This window comes from Tabrizicola sp. (genome assembly GCF_051645465.1).
Lineage (GTDB): Bacteria > Pseudomonadota > Alphaproteobacteria > Rhodobacterales > Rhodobacteraceae > Tabrizicola.
The window spans coordinates 15,246-37,286 of record NZ_JBOFBI010000410.1; the positions used below are offsets into that span (position 1 = coordinate 15,246).

The 22,041-nt window shown below is 66.4% G+C and carries 22 protein-coding genes, 1 tRNA gene and 1 pseudogene; 17 read left to right on the forward strand and 7 right to left on the reverse strand.

Going from position 1 to position 22,041, the window contains the following annotated elements; all coding sequences use genetic code 11:
• Nucleotides 1-125: 125 nt before the first annotated feature.
• Genes ACRCSW_RS24850 through ACRCSW_RS24860 form a run of 3 tightly spaced genes read right to left on the reverse strand, consistent with a single transcriptional unit; the run spans nt 126 to nt 2,412 of the window.
• Nucleotides 126-851 (reverse strand): lysophospholipid acyltransferase family protein, encoded by a 726-nt coding sequence (locus ACRCSW_RS24850; RefSeq protein ID WP_438708334.1) that lies wholly within the window; start codon nt 849-851, stop codon nt 126-128.
• Complete coding sequence (locus ACRCSW_RS24855; RefSeq protein ID WP_438708335.1) at nt 848-1,744, reverse strand: cell division protein FtsX; 897 nt, start codon at nt 1,742-1,744, stop codon at nt 848-850. The genes ACRCSW_RS24850 and ACRCSW_RS24855 overlap by 4 nt, the downstream gene beginning before the upstream one ends.
• On the reverse strand, nt 1,741-2,412 hold the full coding sequence (locus ACRCSW_RS24860; RefSeq protein WP_438708336.1) for a cell division ATP-binding protein FtsE: 672 nt from the start codon (nt 2,410-2,412) through the stop codon (nt 1,741-1,743). The genes ACRCSW_RS24855 and ACRCSW_RS24860 overlap by 4 nt, the downstream gene beginning before the upstream one ends.
• Nucleotides 2,413-2,586: 174 nt before the next feature.
• Here ACRCSW_RS24860 and ACRCSW_RS24865 point away from each other — a divergent pair.
• The 5 genes and pseudogenes from ACRCSW_RS24865 to ACRCSW_RS24885 all read left to right on the forward strand — a co-directional run.
• Nucleotides 2,587-2,682, forward strand: a pseudogene (locus ACRCSW_RS24865) (zinc-ribbon domain-containing protein); the annotation flags it as partial.
• A gap of 15 nt (nt 2,683-2,697) precedes the next feature.
• Nucleotides 2,698-3,801, forward strand: a complete 1,104-nt coding sequence (locus ACRCSW_RS24870) for a hypothetical protein (RefSeq protein ID WP_438708360.1) — start codon at nt 2,698-2,700, stop codon at nt 3,799-3,801.
• Nucleotides 3,802-3,880: 79 nt separating this feature from the next.
• Entirely contained in the window at nt 3,881-5,614 is a 1,734-nt protein-coding gene (gene ilvD, locus ACRCSW_RS24875; RefSeq protein WP_438708337.1) for a dihydroxy-acid dehydratase, read from the forward strand.
• Nucleotides 5,615-5,620: 6 nt separating this feature from the next.
• Nucleotides 5,621-6,391 (forward strand): DUF6478 family protein, encoded by a 771-nt coding sequence (locus ACRCSW_RS24880; RefSeq protein WP_438708338.1) that lies wholly within the window; start codon nt 5,621-5,623, stop codon nt 6,389-6,391.
• A gap of 8 nt (nt 6,392-6,399) precedes the next feature.
• Nucleotides 6,400-6,780 (forward strand): hypothetical protein, encoded by a 381-nt coding sequence (locus ACRCSW_RS24885; protein ID WP_438708339.1) that lies wholly within the window; start codon nt 6,400-6,402, stop codon nt 6,778-6,780.
• 92 nt (nt 6,781-6,872) lie between these two features.
• Here the strand turns inward: ACRCSW_RS24885 and ACRCSW_RS24890 are convergent, their stop codons facing one another.
• On the reverse strand, nt 6,873-7,358 hold the full coding sequence (locus ACRCSW_RS24890) for a peroxiredoxin (protein ID WP_438708340.1): 486 nt from the start codon (nt 7,356-7,358) through the stop codon (nt 6,873-6,875).
• Nucleotides 7,359-7,444: 86 nt separating this feature from the next.
• On the opposite strand from ACRCSW_RS24890, the gene ACRCSW_RS24895 reads away from it, so the two are divergent.
• From ACRCSW_RS24895 to ACRCSW_RS24905, 3 genes are read left to right on the forward strand one after another with little or no spacing between them, the layout of a single operon-like run.
• Nucleotides 7,445-8,647 (forward strand): NAD(P)/FAD-dependent oxidoreductase, encoded by a 1,203-nt coding sequence (locus ACRCSW_RS24895; protein WP_438708341.1) that lies wholly within the window; start codon nt 7,445-7,447, stop codon nt 8,645-8,647.
• 57 nt (nt 8,648-8,704) lie between these two features.
• Nucleotides 8,705-9,268, forward strand: a complete 564-nt coding sequence (gene rsmD, locus ACRCSW_RS24900) for a 16S rRNA (guanine(966)-N(2))-methyltransferase RsmD (RefSeq protein ID WP_438708342.1) — start codon at nt 8,705-8,707, stop codon at nt 9,266-9,268.
• Nucleotides 9,265-9,921: an HAD family hydrolase gene (locus tag ACRCSW_RS24905; RefSeq protein WP_438708343.1), complete on the forward strand. Its 657-nt coding sequence runs from the start codon at nt 9,265-9,267 to the stop codon at nt 9,919-9,921. The genes rsmD and ACRCSW_RS24905 overlap by 4 nt, the downstream gene beginning before the upstream one ends.
• Before the next feature lie 119 nt (nt 9,922-10,040).
• On the opposite strand, the gene ACRCSW_RS24910 is transcribed toward ACRCSW_RS24905, so the two are convergent.
• Together ACRCSW_RS24910 and ACRCSW_RS24915 are read right to left on the reverse strand one after the other, a co-directional pair.
• Nucleotides 10,041-10,649 (reverse strand): MlaC/ttg2D family ABC transporter substrate-binding protein, encoded by a 609-nt coding sequence (locus ACRCSW_RS24910; protein ID WP_438708344.1) that lies wholly within the window; start codon nt 10,647-10,649, stop codon nt 10,041-10,043.
• Nucleotides 10,639-11,388 carry an MlaA family lipoprotein gene (locus tag ACRCSW_RS24915; RefSeq protein WP_438708345.1) on the reverse strand — a complete coding sequence of 250 codons (750 nt, stop codon included), beginning with the start codon at nt 11,386-11,388 and terminating at the stop codon, nt 10,639-10,641. The genes ACRCSW_RS24910 and ACRCSW_RS24915 overlap by 11 nt, the downstream gene beginning before the upstream one ends.
• Before the next feature lie 176 nt (nt 11,389-11,564).
• Between ACRCSW_RS24915 and ACRCSW_RS24920 the strand changes: the two genes are divergently transcribed.
• The 4 genes from ACRCSW_RS24920 (at nt 11,565) to ACRCSW_RS24935 (ending at nt 16,775) form a co-directional block, all read left to right on the forward strand.
• Nucleotides 11,565-13,316: a type I secretion system permease/ATPase gene (locus ACRCSW_RS24920; RefSeq protein ID WP_438708346.1), complete on the forward strand. Its 1,752-nt coding sequence runs from the start codon at nt 11,565-11,567 to the stop codon at nt 13,314-13,316.
• Entirely contained in the window at nt 13,313-14,611 is a 1,299-nt protein-coding gene (locus ACRCSW_RS24925; RefSeq protein ID WP_438708347.1) for an HlyD family type I secretion periplasmic adaptor subunit, read from the forward strand. Before ACRCSW_RS24920 ends, ACRCSW_RS24925 begins: the two co-directional genes overlap by 4 nt.
• Before the next feature lie 149 nt (nt 14,612-14,760).
• On the forward strand, nt 14,761-15,717 hold the full coding sequence (locus ACRCSW_RS24930) for a hypothetical protein (RefSeq protein ID WP_438708348.1): 957 nt from the start codon (nt 14,761-14,763) through the stop codon (nt 15,715-15,717).
• A gap of 83 nt (nt 15,718-15,800) precedes the next feature.
• Complete coding sequence (locus tag ACRCSW_RS24935) at nt 15,801-16,775, forward strand: endonuclease/exonuclease/phosphatase family protein (protein WP_438708349.1); 975 nt, start codon at nt 15,801-15,803, stop codon at nt 16,773-16,775.
• Here ACRCSW_RS24935 and ACRCSW_RS24940 read toward each other — a convergent pair.
• On the reverse strand, nt 16,762-17,646 hold the full coding sequence (locus ACRCSW_RS24940) for an epimerase (protein ID WP_438708350.1): 885 nt from the start codon (nt 17,644-17,646) through the stop codon (nt 16,762-16,764). The two genes, ACRCSW_RS24935 and ACRCSW_RS24940, sit on opposite strands and share 14 nt — an antisense overlap.
• Nucleotides 17,647-17,731: 85 nt before the next feature.
• Between ACRCSW_RS24940 and ACRCSW_RS24945 the strand changes: the two genes are divergently transcribed.
• From ACRCSW_RS24945 to ACRCSW_RS24965, 5 genes are all read left to right on the forward strand, one after another.
• Nucleotides 17,732-18,607, forward strand: coding sequence for a LysR family transcriptional regulator (locus tag ACRCSW_RS24945; RefSeq protein ID WP_438708351.1), 876 nt, complete (start codon nt 17,732-17,734; stop codon nt 18,605-18,607).
• 54 nt (nt 18,608-18,661) lie between these two features.
• Nucleotides 18,662-19,768 carry a 3-isopropylmalate dehydrogenase gene (gene leuB / locus ACRCSW_RS24950; RefSeq protein ID WP_438708352.1) on the forward strand — a complete coding sequence of 369 codons (1,107 nt, stop codon included), beginning with the start codon at nt 18,662-18,664 and terminating at the stop codon, nt 19,766-19,768.
• Between the two features lie 52 nt (nt 19,769-19,820).
• Nucleotides 19,821-20,732, forward strand: a complete 912-nt coding sequence (locus ACRCSW_RS24955) for a DUF2167 domain-containing protein (RefSeq protein WP_438708353.1) — start codon at nt 19,821-19,823, stop codon at nt 20,730-20,732.
• A gap of 116 nt (nt 20,733-20,848) precedes the next feature.
• Complete coding sequence (locus tag ACRCSW_RS24960; RefSeq protein WP_438708354.1) at nt 20,849-21,814, forward strand: DMT family transporter; 966 nt, start codon at nt 20,849-20,851, stop codon at nt 21,812-21,814.
• Between the two features lie 48 nt (nt 21,815-21,862).
• Nucleotides 21,863-21,939, forward strand: a tRNA-Pro gene (locus ACRCSW_RS24965).
• The last annotated feature ends 102 nt before the right edge of the window (nt 21,940-22,041 follow it).

Here is a 22,041-nt window from a genome sequence, read left to right on the forward strand (position 1 = left end):
CTGGCGATCAGGTGCTCTGCAGTCGCGGCGCTTTGCGGAGCGGCACTACGGTTCCGAATGTCGCGGTTCAAGGGAAGCCATCGACAGACGAGCGGTTTGGCGGGAGGGTCGTTCATCGCGCGCTGTCAGGCCTTGAACCCTGCCTCGGCCATCAGGCGGTTGGAGTGGGTTTCGACCTCTTCCTCGAGCCGGGTCATGAAATCTGCGACGGGCAGGCCTGGCGGGATCGGGGGCAGGAATTCGACGACGGCGAGGCCGGGTTTCCGCAGGATCCCGCGTTTGGGCCAGAAGACGCCGACGTTGGCGGCTACGGGGTAGCAGGGCTGGCCGAGCTGTTCATAGAGAACGCCGGTGCCGACCTTGTAGGGTTTGACTGCACCGGGGGCGACGCGGGTGCCTTGGGGGTAGATGATCAACTGGCCGGGTTCGGCGGCGCCCTTGGCCACGTCGGCCTTCATCTTGGCGATCGCCGCGCCTCGCTTGCCCCGGTTGACCGGGACGCAGCCGATCCGAAGCCCGTATTGTCCGATGATGGGCGCGAACATGAGCTGCCGCTTCATGATGAACTTGCCTGCCGGGACGGCATTGAAGATCAGGATGATGTCGAGGAAGCTTTGATGCTTGGCGGCGACAACGGCTTCGACGTCGGGGGGCAGGCCGCGGACCTCGCAGCGCAGACCGCACATGAGGCGGAGGGTGAAGATCACCCAGCGGCAGTAGGTTTTGCAGGCGGCGCGTGCTCCTTTCGGTGAGACGAGCGCCCAGGGCAGGAAGACGAGACCGATGACGGCCATCGCGAGATACATCTGGACGATGAAGAGGAGCGAGAGAAGCCAGCGGATCGGGGTCATGTAAGCTCTCGCAGTTTCTGGAAGGCGGCGCGGCGGGTGGCGATGAAGGCGACGATAGCAGCGCAGGGTGGCAGGACGAAGGGCCAAAGCCAGCCCGTGCCGGTGAAGCCGAGGCCGGTCAGGAAGCCCCCGGCGGCGTCGGCGGCGGGGAGGGCGGCGACACCGGCGAGGCCTGCGGCGGCACCGACCGCTGCGCCCGCAAAGGTGCGGAGCGTGAAGCGGCGGACGAAGGCGCGGGCGATGTAGCTGTCCTTGGCGCCCACAAGGCGGAGGACGCGGATCACCTCGGCATTGGTGGCAAGGGCGGCGCGGGCGGCGAGTGTGATCATGGCGGCCATGGCGGCGCCGATCAGGGCAATGGAGAGGACGCCAAGGAAACGGAGACGCTCGGCGGCCTCGGCCAGGGGGCGGCGCCAGCGGGTGTGATCGTCGAGGACCGCGCCGGGAGCTTCGGCGGCAAGGCGGAGGCGGAGGCCTTCGGAATCGTAAGGCGGTTCGGCTTCCACGACTTCGAAGAGGCGGGGGATGGGCAGGGCCTCGATGGGGAGGTCCGGGCCGAACCAGGGTTCCAGAAGGTCGCGCGTCTCGGCGTCGTCGATGGCGCGGAAGCTGGCGACGCCGGGCGTGGCGGCGAGGACAGAGAGGATGGCGTCGGTCTGGATCTGTACCTGTTCGGCGGGGGCGGACAGGCGGATCGTGGCGGTGCGGGCCAGCGCTTCGGACCAGCGGTCGGCGAGGCGACCGGAGGCGAGCGACAGGGCAAGGGCGAAGACGCAGAGGAAGGTCATTGCGCCTGCGGTAAAGGTCGTAAGCCAGGCTGTCGGGCCTGACGGCGGCACCACCTGAAGCGCGCGGGTAACGGGGCTTGCCGGTTTGGCTTTCGGGAACCTCACAGGTCGGCCCCCGCCAGCTGGATGCGGTGTTTCGAGATGCGCAGGACGCGGGCCTGGATCTGCGCCTTGGCCTGGCGGATCAGGTTCAGGTCGTGGGTGGCGACGAGGATTGTCTTGCCCATGCGGTTCAGCTCGACCAGGAGCGTCAGGATGCGAAGCGACATTTCCCAGTCGACGTTGCCGGTGGGTTCGTCGGCCAGGATCACGTCCGGGTCGACGATCACGGCGCGGGCGAGGGCTGCGCGCTGACGTTCGCCGCCCGAAAGCTGCGGGGGCAGGGCGTCGGCAAGGTGCTTGAGACCGACCCAGCCCAGAAGGTCATCCATGTCCTGCCGGTCGCTTTCGCGGTCCGAGACGGTGAACGGCAGCGCCATGTTGGCGGCAAGCGACATGTGGTCAAGGAACTTGCAGTCCTGATGCACGATCCCGATCCGGCGGCGGGTGCGGGCTACATCGTCGCGCGAAAGCGAGGTCACGTCGCGGTCAAAGAGGGTGACGCGGCCAGAGGTGGGCAGAAGCTCGGCGTAGGCGAGCTTCAGGAAAGTGGACTTTCCGGCGCCTGACGGGCCGGTCAGAAAGTGGAAGGAACCGGGGGCAAGGCGCAGTGAGACATCCGACAGAAGCTCACCCCCGCCATAGCTGTAGGCCACGTTCTCGAAGGTGATCACGGCTGTCCTCTGCGGTCCGGTTCGGGGCGTCTGGGGCGAAGGCATTCCGCCGACACTGCGCTTTCCATCGCACAGGGTTGAACGATTGTAAAAGGGTGCGCGACAAGGCCTTGGAACAACAGGAATTAGGGATTACAACCTGACGAGGTGACCAGAATAGGCTGAGGGACAACAATGCGGTTGGTTTGCCCAAACTGCGAGGCCAAGTACGAGGTGCCCGAGGACGCGATTCCCGAGACCGGGCGCGATGTCCAGTGCGCGAACTGCGGGCATGCGTGGTTTCAGATGCGGCAGCGTTCTGTCTCGGCCGAGCAATCGACCGAAGCCGCGGCGGTTGCGCCTGCTGCTGCGGAAGTTGTGGCCCCGGCGCCAGAGCCCGTTGCGGCTGAGCCTGAGCCACCTGCTCCGGAGCCCGTCGCCGAGACTGGTGCCAAGGATGATGAGGTGGTGAAGGCCGAAGCTGAGGTGGCCGAGCCTGATGAGAGTGCCGCCGAAGCGCCGACAGAACCCGTTGCGGATGTCCAGGAACCCGAGGCTGTCGCCGAGGCGCCCGCTGAACCGGTAGCCGAGGAAACGGTGGCGGCAGAAACCGTGGCCGAGGAAACGGTGGCGGCAGAAACCGTGGCCGAGACGACGATTTCGGCAGAGCCGGCGTCGGATACGCCCGCGGCCGCCGAGACTGCCTCAGAGGAGCCGGTTGCCGAGGAGCCGCCAGCCGAGACCGTTGCAGCGGCGGCGGCGGATGCGGCCGAGACGGTTCTGCCCGATCTGGACGACGACGCGGATGATGCGCCTTTGGTGGCAGCGCCAGTGGCCGCAGCAGCTGTGGCTGCGGCAGCCGCGGCTGCTGCAGCCAAGGAACCTGCCGCCTATGCGGTTGACGAGTCCGTACTCGCGATCCTGCGCGAGGAGGCCGAACGTGAGGCCCACGCCCGCAAGGCCGACGGCAAGCCCTTGGAAACGCAGACCGACCTTGGGCTGGATGCTGCTGTTCCCGCGGGCAAGAAAGCCGCCGCCCCGGCCAAGAAGTTTGAAGTCGTCAGCTCGGACGACTCCGACACCAAGCCCTCGGCGCGTCGCACGCTTTTGCCTGACGTAGAAGAGATCAACTCGACCCTCCGGCCCGCCGAACAGACCGAGGAGCAGGGTGCAGAGGCCGTGCCCGTTGCCGCAGAGGGGCGGAGCAGCTTCCGGAGCGGCTTCCTTCTGGTGTTGACCATCGCCATCCTGGGTGCTGCGGTCTATGGCAGCGCCGACATGCTGGCGAGGATGATCCCGGCGCTTGCTGGCCCGCTGGAAAGCTATGTCAGCTTCATCAACGGCCTGCGCCTGCAGGTTGACGGGCTGATGCAAAGCGCGACTGTCGCAATCGGCGGCACGGACGGCTGAGACCCTGCCAATTCGGCTTGCCCCTTGCCGGGCGGGCCATTATCCCTGCGGGCCAAGCCACGTCCCGCAAGGAGCCGCCATGACCAGCCAGCGTTTCGACAAGTCGAAACTTCCCAGCCGCCATGTGACCGAAGGTCCGGCGCGTGCGCCTCACCGCAGCTATTTCTATGCGATGGGGATCACCGAGGAAGAGATCCACCAGCCCTGGGTCGGGGTTGCGACGTGCTGGAACGAGGCGGCCCCCTGCAACATCGCGCTGAACCGTCAGGCGCAGATCGTGAAGCAGGGTGTGAAGAAGGGCGGCGGCACTCCGCGTGAGTTCACCACGATCACCGTGACCGATGGTATCGCCATGGGGCATGAGGGGATGCGATCGTCTTTGGCGTCCCGGGATGCGATTGCTGACACGGTCGAGCTGACGATGCGCGGGCATTGCTATGACGCGATCGTGGGCCTTGCGGGCTGCGACAAGTCCCTGCCGGGGATGATGATGGCGATGGTGCGGCTGAACGTGCCGTCGGTCTTCATCTATGGCGGGTCGATCCTGCCGGGCCGCTATCAGGGCCGCGACATCACTGTGCAGGACATGTTCGAAGCGGTGGGCAAGGTGCAGGCGGGCGCCATGTCCGAGGCTGAACTTGAGATCATGGAGCGGGTGGCCTGCCCGTCCTCCGGGGCCTGCGGGGCGCAGTATACGGCGAATACGATGGCCTGTGTGTCCGAAGCTATTGGCCTGGCGCTGCTGAACTCTTCCAGCGCGCCCGCGCCCTACGAGTCACGCGACCAGTATGGCGAGGCTTCGGGCGTTGCGGTGATGACGCTGATCGAGCGGAACATCCGTGCGCGGGACATCGTGACGCTGAAGTCGCTGGAGAACGCGGCGCGGGTGGTGGGCTGCACGGGCGGGTCGACCAATGCGGCGCTGCACCTGCCGGCTTTGGCGAACGAGGCGGGGATCGACTTCGACCTCTTCGACGTGGCGGCCTGCATGAAGGACACGCCCTATTTCGTCGACCTGCGGCCGGGTGGAAAGTACGTGGCCAAGGACCTGCATGAAGTGGGCGGTGTGGCCGTAGTGATGAAGGAGCTGGCGAAGGAAGGCCTTCTCCACCTCGACTGCATGACTGCTTCGGGCAAGACGCTGGGCGAAAGCCTGGATGAGATCAAGGGCGAGGCGGACGGCCGGGTGATCTATCACATCGGCTCTCCCATCACCAAGACGGGGGGCGTGGTCAGCCTGAAGGGCAACGTGGCACCTGACGGGGCGATCGTGAAGGTCGCAGGCATGACCGATGCCGAGCAGGTCTTCAGCGGCCCCGCGCGGGTCTTTGAATGCGAGGAAGACGCCTTCGCCGCCGTTAAGGCTCGGGAATACAAGGAAGGCGAGGTCATCGTCATCCGCAACGAAGGCCCCGCTGGGGGCCCTGGGATGCGCGAGATGCTGGCGACGACGGCGGCTCTTAGCGGTCAGGGCATGGGCAAGAAGGTGGCGCTGATCACCGATGGCCGGTTCTCGGGCGCGACGCGGGGGTTCTGCGTGGGCCACGTGGGGCCGGAAGCGGCGCATGGCGGGCCGATTGCTCTCCTCAAGAACGGCGACATCATTTCGCTGAACGCCCTTACCGGGGAACTGTCGGTCGACCTGTCGGATGCAGAGCTTGCCAAACGCAAGGCCGAGTGGAAGGGACCGCGCAAGACGGCTTATACCTCGGGCGCGGTGCACAAGTTCGCGCGGCTGGTCGGCGGCGCGCGCTGGGGGGCGGTGACGCATCCGGGCGCGAAGGGCGAAAGCCACGTCTACATGGACCAGTAAGGCACGATGGGCCGCATCGCGCAGTTTCTGGATCGCTGGCACCAGCGGCGGGCCGACGAGCGCTGGGCGCGGGTCGCCGATGCCGCACCGGGGCTGGAGAGCTTTGAGCTGCGCGCCTTGCGCGCCGAGGCGCGGGGCATGCGGCGTCGGCTTGACCGGGTGCTGCAGGCGGCCGACACCCGCCTGGCGCTGCCTGCCCTGGGCGGGGGCCTGCCGCAGATGCCGCTTGGCACCGACTGGTCCTGGCGTCCCGAGGGCTGGCGCGGGGCCTTGCCGGACTCCGGTGCGGTCGCCGCGGGGCAGCGCACGGCCATTGGCGAGAACCTCGCGCTTTACCATGACTGCCCGCTGGGCGAGGTGGTCATGCGGCAGGTGCGGAACGGCGATGAGAGCGACCGCGCGCCCTTTGGGCTGGCCATCGACGTCTTCGGCTTCAAGGGCTCGTTTCTGTCACTGGCCCTGAACCTGCCCGATGACGCGGTCGCCGGCCTTAGGTCCCGGCATCTGGTGCGGGCGGAGCTGGTGATCGACAGCGACCGCCCGGTCCGCGCCTTTGCCCGACTGAACATCAAGCACGGGCCGAACCTGTCGCAGCCGGTCAGCAATCTGCCGGTCGAGGGGCGGGTGAAGGTGGCGGAGTTCGACCTGGCCTATGCCGACATCAACGACAAGCGGATCGAGCGGGCCTGGCTGGACCTGATCCTGAACGACGTCTCGATGGCGCGCATCCACATCCGCGACGTGGTGCTTAGCCGCCGTCCGCGCGCCGAGCTCTAGAGGGTCAGATGGCTGAAAAGACGGGGATTACTCTGGCGGAGACACGGATCGCGGGCGGGGTCTGGGAAGGCACGCTGAGCGGGGTCAATGGTGCCGCGCCTGTCATCGAGGCGTTGCATGGCGACCGGGCGATCGAGGGGGTCGAGGTCACTCCGGTGCCGGGTAAGGCCGGGCGGTTCGCGGTACGGGTGCCGATCCCGGCCTGGGCGGTCAATGGGGGGGTGCAGACCTTTCTGGTGCGGTCGGGCGGGGATGTGCTGGCCCAGTTCACCCTGGTCGCAGGCCAGCCGCTGGACGAGGATATCCGGGCGGAGCTGAGCCTGTTGCGGGCCGAGCTGGAGCTTCTGAAGCGGGCCTTCCGGCGGCACTGCGCGGAGACGGGGGGCTGAGGCGACCCCTCCTCGTTCGACTTCGTCTCCTCGTCGGAAGGATCGCCCCTGCGAGGAGGACACGAAGTGAACGACGAGCGGTCGTTGGTTGCTTAAAGCTGTGACAGCAGATGCTCTCCGGCCGAGATTTCGCAGCCTGTGCCGGTTTCGGGGTTGAACTGGGTCACGACGCCGTCCTCGGCCAGAAGCGAGTAGCGCTTGGAGCGGGCGAAGAAGCCCAGCTGCGGCACGTCGAAGGTCATGCCGATGGATTTGGAGAAGGCGGAGTCAGAGTCGCCGAGCATGGTGATCCCGGCGGCGGTGGCTCCCGTCGCCTCGCCCCAGGCCTTCATCACGAAGGGGTCGTTGACGGCCACGCAGATGATCTCGTCCACGCCCTTGTCGGCGAATTTGCCCGCAGTGCGGATGAAGCTGGGCACGTGTGCGGTCGAGCAGGTGCCGGTGTAGGCGCCTGGCAGGCCGAAGATCACCACTTTGCGGCCTTTGAGCTTGTCTGACAGCGACACGGCCTCCGCGCCGTTTTCGCCCATCTTCAGAAGGCTGGCCTCGGGCAGTTTCGTCCCTACTGCAATCGTCATTCTGGTGATCCCTTTTTCCTGCGCGTTGCGCCTATTCAGCATGGGTTATAGGGTCCGGCGCGGAACATGCCAGAGGGGGAAGCGCGATGCGCGTGGTGATTGTCGGGGCCGGGCAGGCGGGGGCGGCGCTGGCCGCGAAGCTGCGGGCGCTTGGGCACACGGGCGAGATCGTGATGCTGGGGGACGAGCCTGCGCCGCCCTACCAGCGGCCACCTTTGTCGAAGGCCTATCTGCTGGGAGAGATGGAGGAGGACCGGCTCTGGCTCCGCTCGCCCGATTTCTGGGTGGAGCAGAGGGTTGAGTTGAGGTTGGGCCAGCCGGTAACGGCGATCGATCCGGCGGGCAGGACCGTGACGGTGGGGGGCGAGGTGCTGGCGTATGACCATCTGGCGCTGACCACCGGGTCTTCGCCCCGCCGTCTGCCTGCGGCCATCGGGGGCGCCTTGCCGGGGGTCTACACGGTGCGGACGCTGGCCGATGTCGACGCGATGCGGGGGGAGTTCCGGCCGGGTCGCAGGGTGATCATCGTGGGCGGCGGTTACATCGGGCTGGAGGCGGCGGCGGTGGCGTCGAAGCTGGGGCTTGCGGTGACGGTTGTGGAAATGGCGCCGCGTATCCTGCAGCGGGTGGCCTCGCCCGAAACGTCGGACTATGTGCGTGCCTTGCATCAGGTGCATGGGGTGGCGGTGCTGGAGTCCACCGGCCTTGACCGGCTGGTGGGAGAGGACCGCGTGACGGGCGCGGTGCTGAAGGACGGGCGCGAACTTCCGGCTGACTTCGTGATCGTGGGGGTGGGGATCACGCCCAATACGGCGTTGGCTGAGGCGGCGGGGCTGGCCTTGGACAACGGGATTGCGACGGACGAGATGGGGCGGACCTCCGATCCTGCGATCTGGTCGGCGGGGGACTGTGCGTCCTTCCCTTGGGTTGGCGGGCGTATCCGGCTGGAGTCGGTCGGCAATGCCATCGACCAGGCCGAAGCGGTGGCGGCGAACATCCTGGGCGCGGGGGAGCCCTATCAGGCGAAGCCCTGGTTCTGGTCGGACCAGTTCGACCTGAAGCTGCAGATTGCCGGGCTGAACTCGGGGTACGACCATATCGTCACCCGGAAGGGCGAGGGTGAGGCGGTGAGCTTCTGGTACTACCGGGGGGATGCTCTGCTGGCGGTCGACGCGATGAACGACCCCCGGGCCTATATGGTCGGCAAGCGGCTCATCGAGATGGGCAAGAGCCCCGCGGCGGAGGTGATCGCCTCGGCCCCTGACCTGAAGGCGCTTCTCAAGGGCTAGGCCCCCTCACCCCCAACCCCTCTCCCCCAAGAGGAGAGGGGAGTCGCGGAGCACGGAATGCGGATCATTGGCGGTAGCCGGAGGGGCCTGAAGCTGGCGGAGGTGGGCGAGGGGGATGTGGCGGCGCATCTGCGGCCGACGTCGGACCGGGTGCGCGAGGCGATCTTCAACCTGCTGATCAACGGGGGCCATGGCAATCCGGTTGCTGGCGCCCGGGTGCTGGATCTTTTCGCGGGGACCGGGGCGCTGGGGCTGGAGGCTTTGAGCCGGGGGGCGGCGGAGGTGTGCTTCGTCGATGACGGTGGGAAGGCGCTGGCCTTGATGAAATCGAACATCGCGAAGATGCGGGCGGAGGGTGAGACCCTGATTATTCGTCAAAACGCAACTCGGCTGGGGATGAATGGGGGCGCTCCCTTTACGCTGGCCTTCCTTGACCCGCCCTATGCGAAGGGGTTGGGTGAGGCGGCTTTGACGGCGGCGCTTCAAGGCGGCTGGCTGGCCCCGGGGGCGATGGTTGTGTGGGAGGAGGGGGCAGCGCCTAGAGTGCCGGAGGGGTTTGAGCAGGTGGATCAGCGAAAGTATGGAGATACCTTTGTGACCCTGTTGAGGGTCGCCAAATGACCCGCCCCGCCGCCGTTCTGTTCGACTGCGACGGGGTGATCGTCGACAGCGAGGGGCCGACCTATGCGCTGTTCCTCGAGGAGTTCGCGGCGCATGGGTTGCCGATGACGCTGGAACGGCTTGAGGCGGAGTTCATCGGCAGCACGGTCGAAACCGTGGCGGTCCGGGCAAGGGCGGCAGGGGCGACGTTGCCGGAGACCTGGGTCGGCGATTTTTATCAGCGCATGTACGCGATGCTGGCCGCCGGGGTGCCTTTGGTGGAAGGGGCGGTCGAGGTGCTGGACCGGCTGGACCGGGAAGGGATTCCCTATGCGATGGGGTCGAACGGGTCGCTGGAGAAGATGGAGATCACGCTCGGCCAGCATGGGCTGAAGGGCCGGTTCCGGGCGGTGCTGTCGGGGCAGGCGATCGGTAGGCCGAAGCCTGCGCCGGACGTCTACCTTGCGGCAGCGGCGGCTTGCGGGGTGGAGCCTGCGGCTTGCGTAGTGGTGGAGGACAGCGCCTCGGGCGCGAGGGCGGCGCTTGCGGCGGGGATTCCATGCCTCGGCTTCGCGGCGCATGGGCCTGAGACGCCGACGGCGCGGCAGCTGACGGCGCTGGGCGTGCCGCTCTTTCACCGGATGGAGGACTTGCCCCGGCTCATCGGGCTATAGTTCTGGATCAGGCGCGTTCGGGACCGCTCGTCGATGCACTTCGTGCACTCCTCGCCTGGCGCAAGCCGACGAGAACACGAAGTGCACGAGGAGGCGTGGTCGTCGTGCCCGCCCTTGCGTCAGAGCGTCTTCAGATCGGCGATCAGCTGGTCGAGGTCGCCCCCGCGCTGGTCCAGCAAAGCGCCCATTTCGGTGCGCTCGGAGGCCAGCATGTTCACGCCTTCGATGATGATGTTGAAGAAGAGGCTCTTGCCCGACTTGTCCGAGACGTGCCAGCGCACTTCGAACGGCGCCTCGCCCTGCAGGATCGCGGTGGAGATCACCTCGTAGTAGCTTTTCACCGCGCGGGCTTCGGCCACCTCGATCCGACCGCCGATGAATTCGCGGAAGCGGCGGCCGTATTTGCGGGCGATGTAGCCCTGGAAGGCCTTGGTATAGCTGGAAAGCTGGCCGTTTGACGCCTCGCGTGCCGCCGGGCCAAGCACCGAGCGGGCGATGGTCGGCACATCGGCGTAGCGGACGAAGAGCTTCTCGAAATCGCGCAGCATCGCCTTTTCCGACGCGCCGGAACTGATGATCCCGTTGATGTCCGCGACGGTCTTGTCGACCAGCGCCTTTGCCGCGTCGGCCGTCAGGGCAGCTGCGGCGTTCGGCAGGGCGGCCAGGGCAACCCCGGCAGCGAGTCCAGCCGCAAAGCCGCGGCGCGAAAGGGTGATGTCACTCGGCATAGGGGTCCTCGTAGGGGTCGATGAAATCGTCGTCGCTTGCGCCAGCCCCGTCGGTCGCTCCGGCCTCCTGACCGAGCTCGAAGCGCCGGTTCTGCAGGTAGAGAAGCCGCGCCTGGGCATAGCTGTCTGCGCTTTCATATAGGATGGAGTCTACCGTGTCCGAGAAGCGGTCGCGATCACCAAGGCGTGAGAGGATGCGGATGACCGTCGCGGCGGTGGCCTCGTCGTCGGGGAGGATGTTGCGGACCGGGTCCAGCGCCACATCGACAACCATGCCCACAGCGTCGCGCGTGGTCGATGACCCGACCAGCGGCAGCTCCAGATACGGGCCTTCGCCGACGCCCCAGACATGCAGCGTCTCGCCAAAGTCGGTGGGCTGGCCTTCAAGCCCGAGAGCCGAGGAGAAATCGAAGAGGCCCCCGACCCCGAAGGTCAGGTTCACGCCAAGGCGCAGCGTGTTCTGTCCGGCGTCGGCCAGCCGGAACTGGAGAAGGTTGTTCGCGATATCGCCCGGCAGGTCGAGCGTGTCGGCCAGATTGCCGACCACGCGCTTCGCAGGCTCGGGGACCACGCCGAAGCCCTTCGAGGCCGGTCCGACAAGCGCCCGGTCGACACCCTTGTTGAAGGCGTGGATCTGGCGGTTCGTGGGTTCGAACGGGTCATTGATTCCGCTGGGGGCGGGACCGCCGGCACAGGCCGACAGCAGCCCCGCGGCCAGAAGGGGGGCCGAAAAGCGCAAGACTCGCCCCGATATACACCGAATTTTCAGAACCATATCCCTAGTGTCCGGTCACGGCTTGACAAAGGATAGCCCTAAGTGGCCGTTGGCAAGGCATAAGACCCTCACTTGCCCGAGACAACGGCCAATAGTTGTCAACATGTGGCAGATGGCAGGAACACGCCAAGGAAGGAACGATGGCGGACCAGGTGAAACAGTCGACTGACCTGAGTGGCGGCTTTTCCGAGCTTGCGGCGGCACGCGCCCTCTCACGCCGGGCATTGCTTGCGGCGTTTGTCTTTTCGTCCTTCGTCAATCTTCTGATGCTGAGCGCGCCGCTTTACATGCTGCAGGTCTATGACCGCGTTCTGGTGTCCCGGTCGGAGGCGACGCTTCTGGCGCTGACGATCCTCATCGCGTTTCTCTTCGTGATCATGGGGGTTCTCGACCATGCCCGCGGCCGGATCATGGCCAGGGTGGGTGCCCGGCTGCAGCAGACGCTTGACCAGCGTGTCCTGTCTGCGGCCTTCCGCCGCCTGACCGTCGCCCCGCAAGACCCCGTGGCCCTGGCCGCCCAGCAGGATCTTGATGCGATCGCCCGGTTCTGGGCCTCGCCCGTCCTGCTTGCGATCTTCGATGCGCCCTGGACGCCGGTCTTCCTGGCGGCGATCTTCATCTTCCACCCCTGGCTTGGCTGCCTTGCCCTCGGCGGCGGCGTGATCATCGTGGGCTTGAGCTGGATGAACCAGCGGCGCACCGAGGACCCGATCAAGGCGGCCCATGCAGCGTCGCTGACAGCGGAGCGGCAGGCCGAGAACCTGAAATCCGAGGCCGAGCTTGTCGAGGCACTGGGGATGGGCGCGGGCGCCTTTGCCCGTCTGCGGGTCTACCGCGACAGGGCGCTTGGCCTGGGGCTTGTGGCGGCGGACACGAACGGGGGCTACTCGGTAACGATCAAGACTCTGCGGCTCTTTCTCCAGTCGGCGATGCTTGGGCTCGCGGCCTGGCTGGTCCTGCGGCAGGAACTGTCGGCGGGTGCGATGATCGCCGCGTCGATCCTGATGGGACGTGCCCTGCAGCCCGTCGAACAGGCCGTGGGCCAGTGGCCCGTGGTAACACGCGCCCGTCAGGCGAAGGCCCGGCTGGCAGAGCTTCTGGCCGGGAGTCCGCCCTTGCCGCCAAGGACCGAACTTCCCCGCCCGAAGGCGCTTCTGGAGGTGCGGAGCCTGTCGGTCGTGCCGCCCGGCGGGACGGCGCCGGTCCTGCGCGATGTCAGCTTTCGCTTGTCACCGGGCCAGGCGATCGGCGTGATCGGGACGTCGGGCTCGGGCAAGTCCTCGCTCGCCCGGGCATTGACGGGGGTCTGGCGCCCCTCGACCGGGCAGGTCAGGCTGGATGGCGCGACGCTGGACCAGTATGACCCGGACACGCTTGGGAGCTACATCGGCTATCTGCCCCAGCGGGTGACGCTGTTCGACGGCACGATTGCCGAGAACATCGCCCGCCTGCAGACCGGCGCCGATCCGGCAAGGATTGTCGCTGCCGCCCGCAGTGCCGCGGCGCATGACATGATCCTGAAGCTGCCCGACGGCTACGACACCAGGGTCTCGACCCTGGGCAGCCGCCTCTCGGGCGGGCAAATCCAGCGCATCGGCCTCGCACGGGCGCTTTATGGCGATCCGGTTCTTCTGATCCTGGATGAGCCAAACTCGAACCTCGACAACGACGGATCGACTGCGCTGAACCAGGCCATCCGCGCCGCGAAAGAGCGGGAGGCTGCGGTCCTGATCATGGCCCACCGCCCGGCGGCCATTCAGGAATGCGATCTGCTGCTGGTCCTGCAGAATGGCGCTGTCTCGGCCTTCGGCCCGCGCGATACTGTGCTGCGGCAAACCATCAGGAATGCCGGTGACATTGCCCGTTCCTCCTCGCCCGCAGGTGTGGCATGACCGGGGCCTCGCTTTCCGTGCGGCGGCCCGTGGCTTTGGGCTTCATCGCGATCCTGGCGCTGGTGCTGGGGTTTGGCCTTTGGGCCACGCTGACGAAGATCTCGGGCGCGGTCGTGGCGCAAGGCCAGGTCGAGGTCGAGAGGGACCGCCAGATCGTCCAGCATCCGGACGGTGGCGTGGTCGAGGCTATCCTGGTCGCCGAGGGCGCGCGTGTCTCGGCGGGCGATCCGCTGATCCGGCTTGACGGCGCGGCGCTGCGTTCGGAACTGACAATCGTCGAAGGACAGCTGTCCGAGCTGACGGGCCGCTCTGCCCGGCTGGTGGCCGAACGGGACGAAGCCACCGAACTGACCTTCCCGGATGAGATACTGGCGCTTGCCCGGACCTCGCCGGACGTGGAGGCGCAGCTGGAAGGCCAGCGGCGCCTTTTCGATGCCCGCCGTGCCACTTTGGCCGAGAAGCGGGAGCTTCTGTCCCGGCGCATCGACCAGATCACCTCGCAGGCGGGCGGCATCTCGGCGCAAAGCACTGCGCTTGCAAGGCAGCTGGAGCTGATCAGGGAAGAGCTTCGGGCCCAGCAAAGCCTGCGTGACAAGGGCCTGACGCAGGCCGGGACGGTTCTAGCGCTGCAGCGCGAAGAGGCCCGGCTTGAGGGGCAACTGGGAGAGCTTGCCGCCGAGCTTGCCAGGACCCAAGGACAGATCACCGAGATCGAGATCGAGATATCGAGCCTTGTCACCCAGCGCCGTGAAGAGGCCGCGACCGAGCTTCGCCAGATCGGCCCCATGATCCTTGAGCTGGCCGAGCGCCGCCGGGCCCTGACCGAACGGATTGACCGGCTGGAGATCCGCGCCCCGGTTTCGGGCATCGTGCTTGGGCTGCAGGTGACGACGCCGCAGGCGGTGCTCCGCCCGGCCGATCCGGTGCTGTTCGTGATCCCGCAGGACCGGCCGCTGGTGGTGACCGCCCGCATCGCGCCGATCCACATCGACGAGGTCGCGCCGGGGCAGCCGGCCGAACTGGTGTTCTCGGCCTTCTCTGCGCGGGACACACCGCACCTGAAGGGGCATGTCACGCTGGTTTCGGCCGATGCGCTGACGGATTCAGAGACGGGTGCGACCTATTTCACGGCAGAACTTGAGCTCGATGCGGGCGAAGAGGCCCGCCTTGGCGCGCGCGCGATTCTGCCTGGCATGCCGGTCGAGGTCTTCATGGAAACCGGGCGGAGAACGCCGCTCGCCTATCTGGTCAAGCCCTTCACCGACTACTTCGCCCTCGCCTTCCGCGAAAACTGATGGGGCGGCGGGTTTAAGCCGATTGTGCGGATAATCTGTACGACGCCGCCTATTGGGCCCAGACTGACCCTGAAATGGCCACAAATCTTGGGCTATTTGAGGGCAGTAGACACGACTCGGCTAAGAACGGTGCGGAATTGGGCGGAATTGTGGCAAACGGCACCGCATGGATCGAAGCGCTGCGCAGCAAGCTGCGGCTGACCTCTGTCATCTCGACGGACGGATGGGCGCGGACGTGGCTTTCGCGGGCGGTCGCTGCTGGTGTGCGCGCCTTCCTTGTGATGGTCGTGATCGTGATGCCCTCGGTCATCCTTCCCGGCATCGGCTCGGATACCAAGCAGATCGTCGCCCTTATCGCGCTTTTCGGGGGCGCGCTGGTGTTCTTCGAATACAACGCCGTCTACCCCAGCCTGATCGAATTCCGCGACGGCGCGCCCTACAACCGGGTCCGCTATCTGATGATGCTGACGATCGTCATCTTCCTGTCGGTCATCGCGGCCGATCAGGAGGTTTCGACCACGGTCTCACGGCTCTTTTTCGCGATCGGGCTGGTCATCGGCGCGGCGCTCGATTTCCCCTACTCGCCGGTCCGTCTGGCCAGCTACATGCTGGCGGACGGGGCGACGGCAAGCCAGATCGTTCTGGTCAAGGTGGCTGCCGGGGCCGCCTATCTGATCTCGCTGTTCTCGCTTGGGATTTTCGTCATCGTGCTGAAGCTGGTCGGCTGGCCGTCGACGAAAAGCGCGTTCAACGTCTGGGTGAACCTTCCCACTTTCGAGCCGACCGCCGGGGGTGATGTCGTCGACCGGCTGGTCCGCGATTCCTACGCCAACCTGACGGTCGGGTTCCTGTTGCCCTTCGTCATTCCCGCCCTTGTCGCGGTGCTGACAACGGGCATCCCGGCCGAGACGCTGACCTCGCCCCAGACGCTGATCTGGACCATGGCGCTTTGGGCCTACCTGCCTGCGGCCCTGATCATGCGGGCGGTCGCGATGGCGCGGATTGCCGACATGATCCGGATCAAGCGGGCTGCCAAGCTTGCGGTCCTGGGCGCGATCGAGCCCGGCAAGCTCGACCGCGACGACGACGAGGACGAAGATCTCTGATCCCACCGCTGCGCCTTCCCGTTCTGGCGCTTCTTGCCGCCGCGCCGGCCCAGGCCGAAACCCTGCGCATTGCGACCTGGAATGTGGGCCTCGACCGGATCGGGCCGGGCCTTCTGGTCAAGGACCTGGCCTCGGGCGAGGACCCGCAGGTTGCGGCAATCGTGCGGGTCATGGTGGCGCTTGAGGCGGATGTGATCCTGCTGACATCGGTCGACTATGACCGGGGAGGGGTGGCGCTGCGGCTGCTGGCGGAAGATCTGGCTGCGGCGGGGATCGACTATCCCCACCGCTTGGCCTTCCGCCCCAACACCGGGATGCAGACCGGCTTCGATGTCGACGGGAATGGCCGGATCGGCGACCCCCGCGATGCCCAGGGCTTCGGGCTTTTCTCGGGCCAGGGCGGGATGGCCGTCCTGTCGCGCCTTCCGCTTGATGAGGCGGCCTCGCGCGACTTTTCGGATCTCCTTTGGGAGGACCTGCCGGGCGCCATGCTGCCCGAGGGGATGGAACCAAAGCTCCTGGAAGTCCAACGGCTGGCAACGACCGGCTTCTGGGATGTACCAGTCGTGACCGATAGTGGCCTGCTCCACCTTCTGGCCTGGCACGCGACACCGCCGGTCTTCGACGGGCCGGAGGACCGGAACGGCAAGCGCAACCATGACGAGGCTGCCTTCTGGCGCCTCTTCCTCGACGGCTCCCTTCCCATGCAGCCGACCGCGGGTCCGTTCGTCCTTCTCGGCGACGGCAACCTTGACCCCGCCGACGGCGACGGCCTGCGCGAGGGGATGGCTGCCCTCCTCACCCACCCCGCGCTGCAGGATCCCGCCCCCCAGGGCGCCCATGGCCGGACCGAGCCCGCCCATCACGGCAAGCCTGGCCTGGACACAGCGCTTTATGACAAGATCGGCGGCCTCCGGCTGGACTATGTGCTGCCCCAGGCCGGGCTTGCCGTCGCCGGGGCTGGCGTGCTTTGGCCCGCCGAGAACGCCCCGCTTTCCGCAGACCTTGCCGCCGCCTCCCGCCATTTCCCGGTCTGGGTCGACGTCACGCTGCCCTGATCCCAAGCGCCCGCAGGTGGAGCATGATCACCTCATCCAGGGCCGTATCGCGGTAGTCCGGAAGCCAGCGGCGCAACGGGGCGGGGTCAAGCTGGTGCGGATAGCTGGAGAGATACAGCATCTCGCGCAGCTCGCGCGCAAGCTCCCAGAACGGGCTGGCGAGGGCGAAGAACCATAAGGGAAAGCGCCGCACTTTCGTCGGGCGACCGGACAGCCGCGCAACCCGGTCCGCAAGATCGTTCACCGTAAAGGCATGCCCGGCAAAGGGGATGTCGGCGTAGGCGGGCAGCTTGTCGCCAAGCTCTACCAAGCCAACCGCCGCCCGCGCCATGTCGGGCAGGTAGGCGTAGGCGTGTAGTGCGTCGGGGTCGCCCAACGCCGTAATCCGCCCCTTCGCGGCCTTCGCCAGGATCATCCGGTTCATCGGCATCTGCGGCGCCTCCGGCAAGAGGAAGTCTCCGCCCCGCAGCAGGATGACGCGCGGCCCGCCGCTTTCTGCGGCCGTGCGGTAGCTTTCCTCCATCACGGCCCTGATGCGACCCTTGCGGCTGACCGGGCGGTGCGGCGTGTCCGGCCCCCAGGGCCCCGGCTCTTTACCGTAGGGATAGACGTTGCCCGGCACCAGAACAGTGGCCCCGCTGGCCCGCCCCGCCGCGATGACCGAGGCGGTAATCTCGGGGATCAGCTTGTCCCAGTTGTGGTAGGCGGGCGGATTAAGCCCGTTGACGATCAGCTGCGCCCCCTTGGCCGCCGCCGCCATGTCGGTACCACGCTTGTAACGGCTGACCCTCCAGCCCGCCGCCTGCAGCGCCAACGCCGCCTGCCCTCCGAACCCGCCTGAAGAGCCAAGAACCAATGCTGTCTGTGCCATGTCCGGTACTCCTTCCCGACGTATATCGGTGAAGCACGGCGAATAAGGAATTGCATGAAAGCGCGAAGCGGATATTCATTATTGAATGGAAAAGCTCGACTGGTCGCTCATCCGTTCGTTCCTTGCCGTGGCCGAGGCGGGGTCGCTTTCCGCTGCCGCCCGCGCCACGGGGATCAGCCAGCCGACCCTGGGTCGCCATGTCCAGGCGGCCGAGGCGGCGCTGGAGGTGCCGCTTTTCACCCGCATCGCGCAAGGTCTGGTCCTGACCGATGCCGGACAGGCGCTGCTGCCCGCGGCCCGTGCGATGCAAGCGGCAGCGGCGGACCTGGCGCTTACCGCCAAGGGCCGTGCCAAGGGGATCGAGGGCACCGTCAGGATCACGGCCAGCCGGGTCGTGTCGCTGACCATCCTGCCGCCAATCCTCGCCCGCCTCCGGGCAGAAGAACCGGGGATCGAGATCGACTTGATCCCGTCCGACACCTCGGAAAACCTGCTCTTCGGCGAGGCGGACATTGCGCTGCGGATGTACCGCCCCACGCAAGCTGACCTTGTCGCCCGGCATGTGGCCGACCTGTCCCTGGGCCTTTATGCGGCGAAGTCCTACCTTGACCGAAGGGGAAGACCCGCCACCCTTGAAGACCTCATCCAGCTCGATTTCGTGGGGCAGGACCGGTCTGACCAGATCATCCGGGTCATGACCAAGTTGGGCTTTCCGGTCAACCGCAGCTTCTTTCCGGTGCGCTGCGACGACCCCTTGGTCTATGTCTCGCTGATCCGCGCCGGCTGCGGGGTCGGCGGCATCCTGAGAAGGATCGCCGACGACGACCCCGTGCTGGAGAGGATCGACCTTATTCCCGACCTGCCAAGCCTGCCCGTCTGGCTGACCGCCGCGCCGCATCTGCGCCAGTCGCCCCGCCTGCGCCGGGTGTGGGATGCGCTGGCGGGCGGCTTCCCGGCTTGACCACCGGGGGCCAAGGGGCTAGGCGGTCCGGGTCATTCCTGCAGGAGACCGCGCGTGGCCAATCCCTCCCTCCTCATCCTCGCCGGCGACGGCATCGGCCCGGAAGTCATGGCCGAGGTCAAGAAGATCATCGCCTGGATGGGTGCCAGGCGCGGCGTCCATTTCGACGTGTCGGAAGACCTCGTCGGCGGCTGTGCTTATGACAAACACGGAACGCCCCTGCACGACGATACGATGGCGAAGGCGCAGGCCGCGGATGCCGTTCTCCTGGGCGCCGTGGGGGGGCCGAAATACGACAAGTTGGACTTTTCCGTCAAACCGGAGCGTGGTCTCCTGCGTTTGCGCAAGGAAATGGACCTCTTTTCGAACCTCCGCCCCGCGCAGTGCTTTGACGCGTTGGCGGATTTCTCGTCGCTGAAGCGCGAGGTTGTCGCGGGTCTGGACATCGTCATCGTCCGGGAACTGACCAGCGGCGTCTACTTCGGCGAGCCGCGCGGCATCTTCAAGGAAGGCAACGAACGCGTGGGGATCAACACCCAGCGCTACACCGAATCCGAGATCGCTCGCGTGGCCCGCTCAGCCTTCGAGCTGGCCCGGAAGCGGTCGAAGAAGGTCTGCTCGATGGAGAAGGCCAATGTGATGGAATCGGGCATCCTCTGGCGCGAAGTGGTGCAGGAGATCCGTGACCGCGACTATCCGGATGTGGAACTGTCGCATATGTACGCCGATGCAGGCGCGATGCAGCTGTGCCGGTGGCCAAAGCAGTTCGACGTCATCGTGACCGACAACCTCTTCGGCGATCTTCTTTCGGACATCGCGGCGATGCTGACCGGCTCGCTTGGCATGCTGCCGTCTGCGAGCCTTGGCGTGCCGATGGCCAACGGCCGCCCGAAGGCACTTTACGAGCCCGTCCACGGCTCGGCCCCAGACATCGCGGGGCAGGGCAAGGCGAACCCCATCGCCTGCATCCTGAGCTTCGCGATGGCGCTCCGCTACAGCTTCGACCTTGGGGACGAGGCGACCCGCGTCGAAAAGGCGGTCGAGAAGGTGCTGGCCGATGGCGTCCGCACCGCCGACCTGATGGGCCCCGACGGCGGCAAGCCCGTCACGACCGGCCAGATGGGCGATGCCATTGTCGCGGCATTGGACGCTAGCGTTTAAGTTGCAAAACAAATTGCCTCGGCTATCGTGCGGCTGCTTACAGGAGGTTGTTTTGCGCTTCATTCATTCCCTTCCGCTTCCCGCGACGGTCTGCCTTGCACTTTGCCTCACAGGCCCGGTCGCGGCCGAGCCGTTCCAGACGTTCTTCCCGGAAGAATACGGTCAGATGAACGACGAAGAGCGGGCGATCTTTGGCCAGTTCGATCTGAAGCAGGGCCAGATCACCCTGTCGGGCGGGATCGCGGCGATCGATGTGCCAGATGGCTACTACTTCCTGGATAGCGCGGATGCCCGCTTCGTGCTTGAGGAGCTTTGGGGCAACCCGCCAGACGAAAGCGTCGAGGGGATGATCTTCCCTCGCGACGGCTGGGCATGGAACGGATCATGGGGCGCGACGATCACCTATGACCCGATGGGCTACGTGTCGGATGAGGACGCCGCTTCCTACGATTTCAACGAGATGCTGACGCAGATGACAGCCGACACGCTCGAGGGAAACAAATGGCGGGCGGAGAACGGCTACGAGAGCATTGCGCTTCTCGGTTGGGCCGAGCCGCCGCACTACGACAGCGCGACGAACGAGCTCTACTGGGCCAAGCGGCTGAAGTTCGCCCAGACCGAGGGTGAGACGCTGAACTACGACATCCGCGAGCTTGGCCGGAAGGGTGTGCTGGTGGTCAGCTTCATCGCTGACATGCAGATGCTTGCCGATGTGAAGGCCTCGGCGCCGGATATCCTGAAGATGATCACCTTCACCGAAGGCAACCGCTACGCGGATTTCAACCCGGACACCGACAAGGTCGCCGCAATGGACGTCGGCGGTCTGATCTCGGGTAATCCAGTCGCTGCGGCAGGGCTTATTGCTGTGGCGCTGGCTTTCCTGAAAAAGGGCGGGTTCGTGTTGCTGCTCGCGCCTCTGGGCTGGGTGTTCAACCGCTTCCGCCGCAAGGGCGCGGATTCCTGACGGTTCCTGCGCCGGATCGACCTTGGCCGCCCTTGTGGCCAAGGCCATTCCGGGCGATGATGATAGCGCAATCAGCCGCGGCTCTGTAGCCGCACATCTTCACGGACCCGGCTCTCATGTCCCCCAACTTGCGCGGCGCTCTTTTCTCGCTCGCGGCTTTCGCCCTCTACGCGACCCATGACGTAGTGGTGAAGCTTCTGGGCGCGACCTATACCTCGTTCCAGATCATGTTCTTCTCCGGACTCATGGGCTTTCCGCTGGTCATGATGCTCTTGATGGGCGACCGGCGCGACGGGACGCTGATCCCGCGCCATCCCTGGTGGTCGGCGCTGCGGTCGGTGTCGGCGGTAGCGACGGGCGTGATGGGGTTCTTCGCCTTCTCGCAACTGCCCCTGGCGCAATGCTACGCAATCTTCTTCGCCATGCCTTTGCTGATCACCCTGATGGCGATCCCGATGCTGGGCGAAAAGGTGGGCCTGCGCCGCGGCATCGCCGTCATCGTCGGGCTGATCGGCGTCATGATCGTGCTTCGTCCCGGCGGCGGCGAGGGGTTCTCCATCGGCCACCTCGCCGCCCTTGGCGCCGCCTTCACGGGCGCCTTGACCAGCGTGATCGTGCGCAAGATCGGGTCCGAGGAACGCTCGGTCGTCCTGATGCTCTACCCCATGGTCCTGACCTTCTTCGCCATGGGCGCGACCCTTCCCTTCGTCTACCAGCCCATGTCGGTCACCCATCTGGGCCTGACCGCGGTCATGGCCTTCCTCGGCATGCTCGGCGCGCTGGGGATCATCGCCGCCTACCGGACTGCGCCCGCCGTGATCGTAGCGCCGATGCAGTACAGCCAGATCATCTGGGCCGCCCTTTACGGCTGGCTCTTCTTCGACGAAACGGTGGACCTTTACACCGCAGTCGGCTCTGCCGTCATCATCGCGTCCGGCATCTACATCGTGCTGCGCGAAGGCACCCCCTCGGTCAGCCAGAACCGCCCGGTTCTCGAAAGCCGCTCGCGCATGGATACCGGCACCCAGCCCCGGATTTCCAGCTGGCTGAAGCGGTTCGAGAGGACCGGCGATCAGGCGTGACGCCTCTTGCCAAAGCCCGGAGGACGCGGTAACCCCCGCGGCATCGGTCGGAGCGTAGCGCAGTCTGGTAGCGCACCTGCTTCGGGAGCAGGGGGTCGGAGGTTCGAATCCTCTCGCTCCGACCAAAGTCCCGTCTGTGGCATTTCTTGCACTCGCAGAAAAATTTCCACCGCGGCCGGCAATGTGCCCGGCGGGTGCCTTCCAGTTCCATAATTTCGCCCATAAGA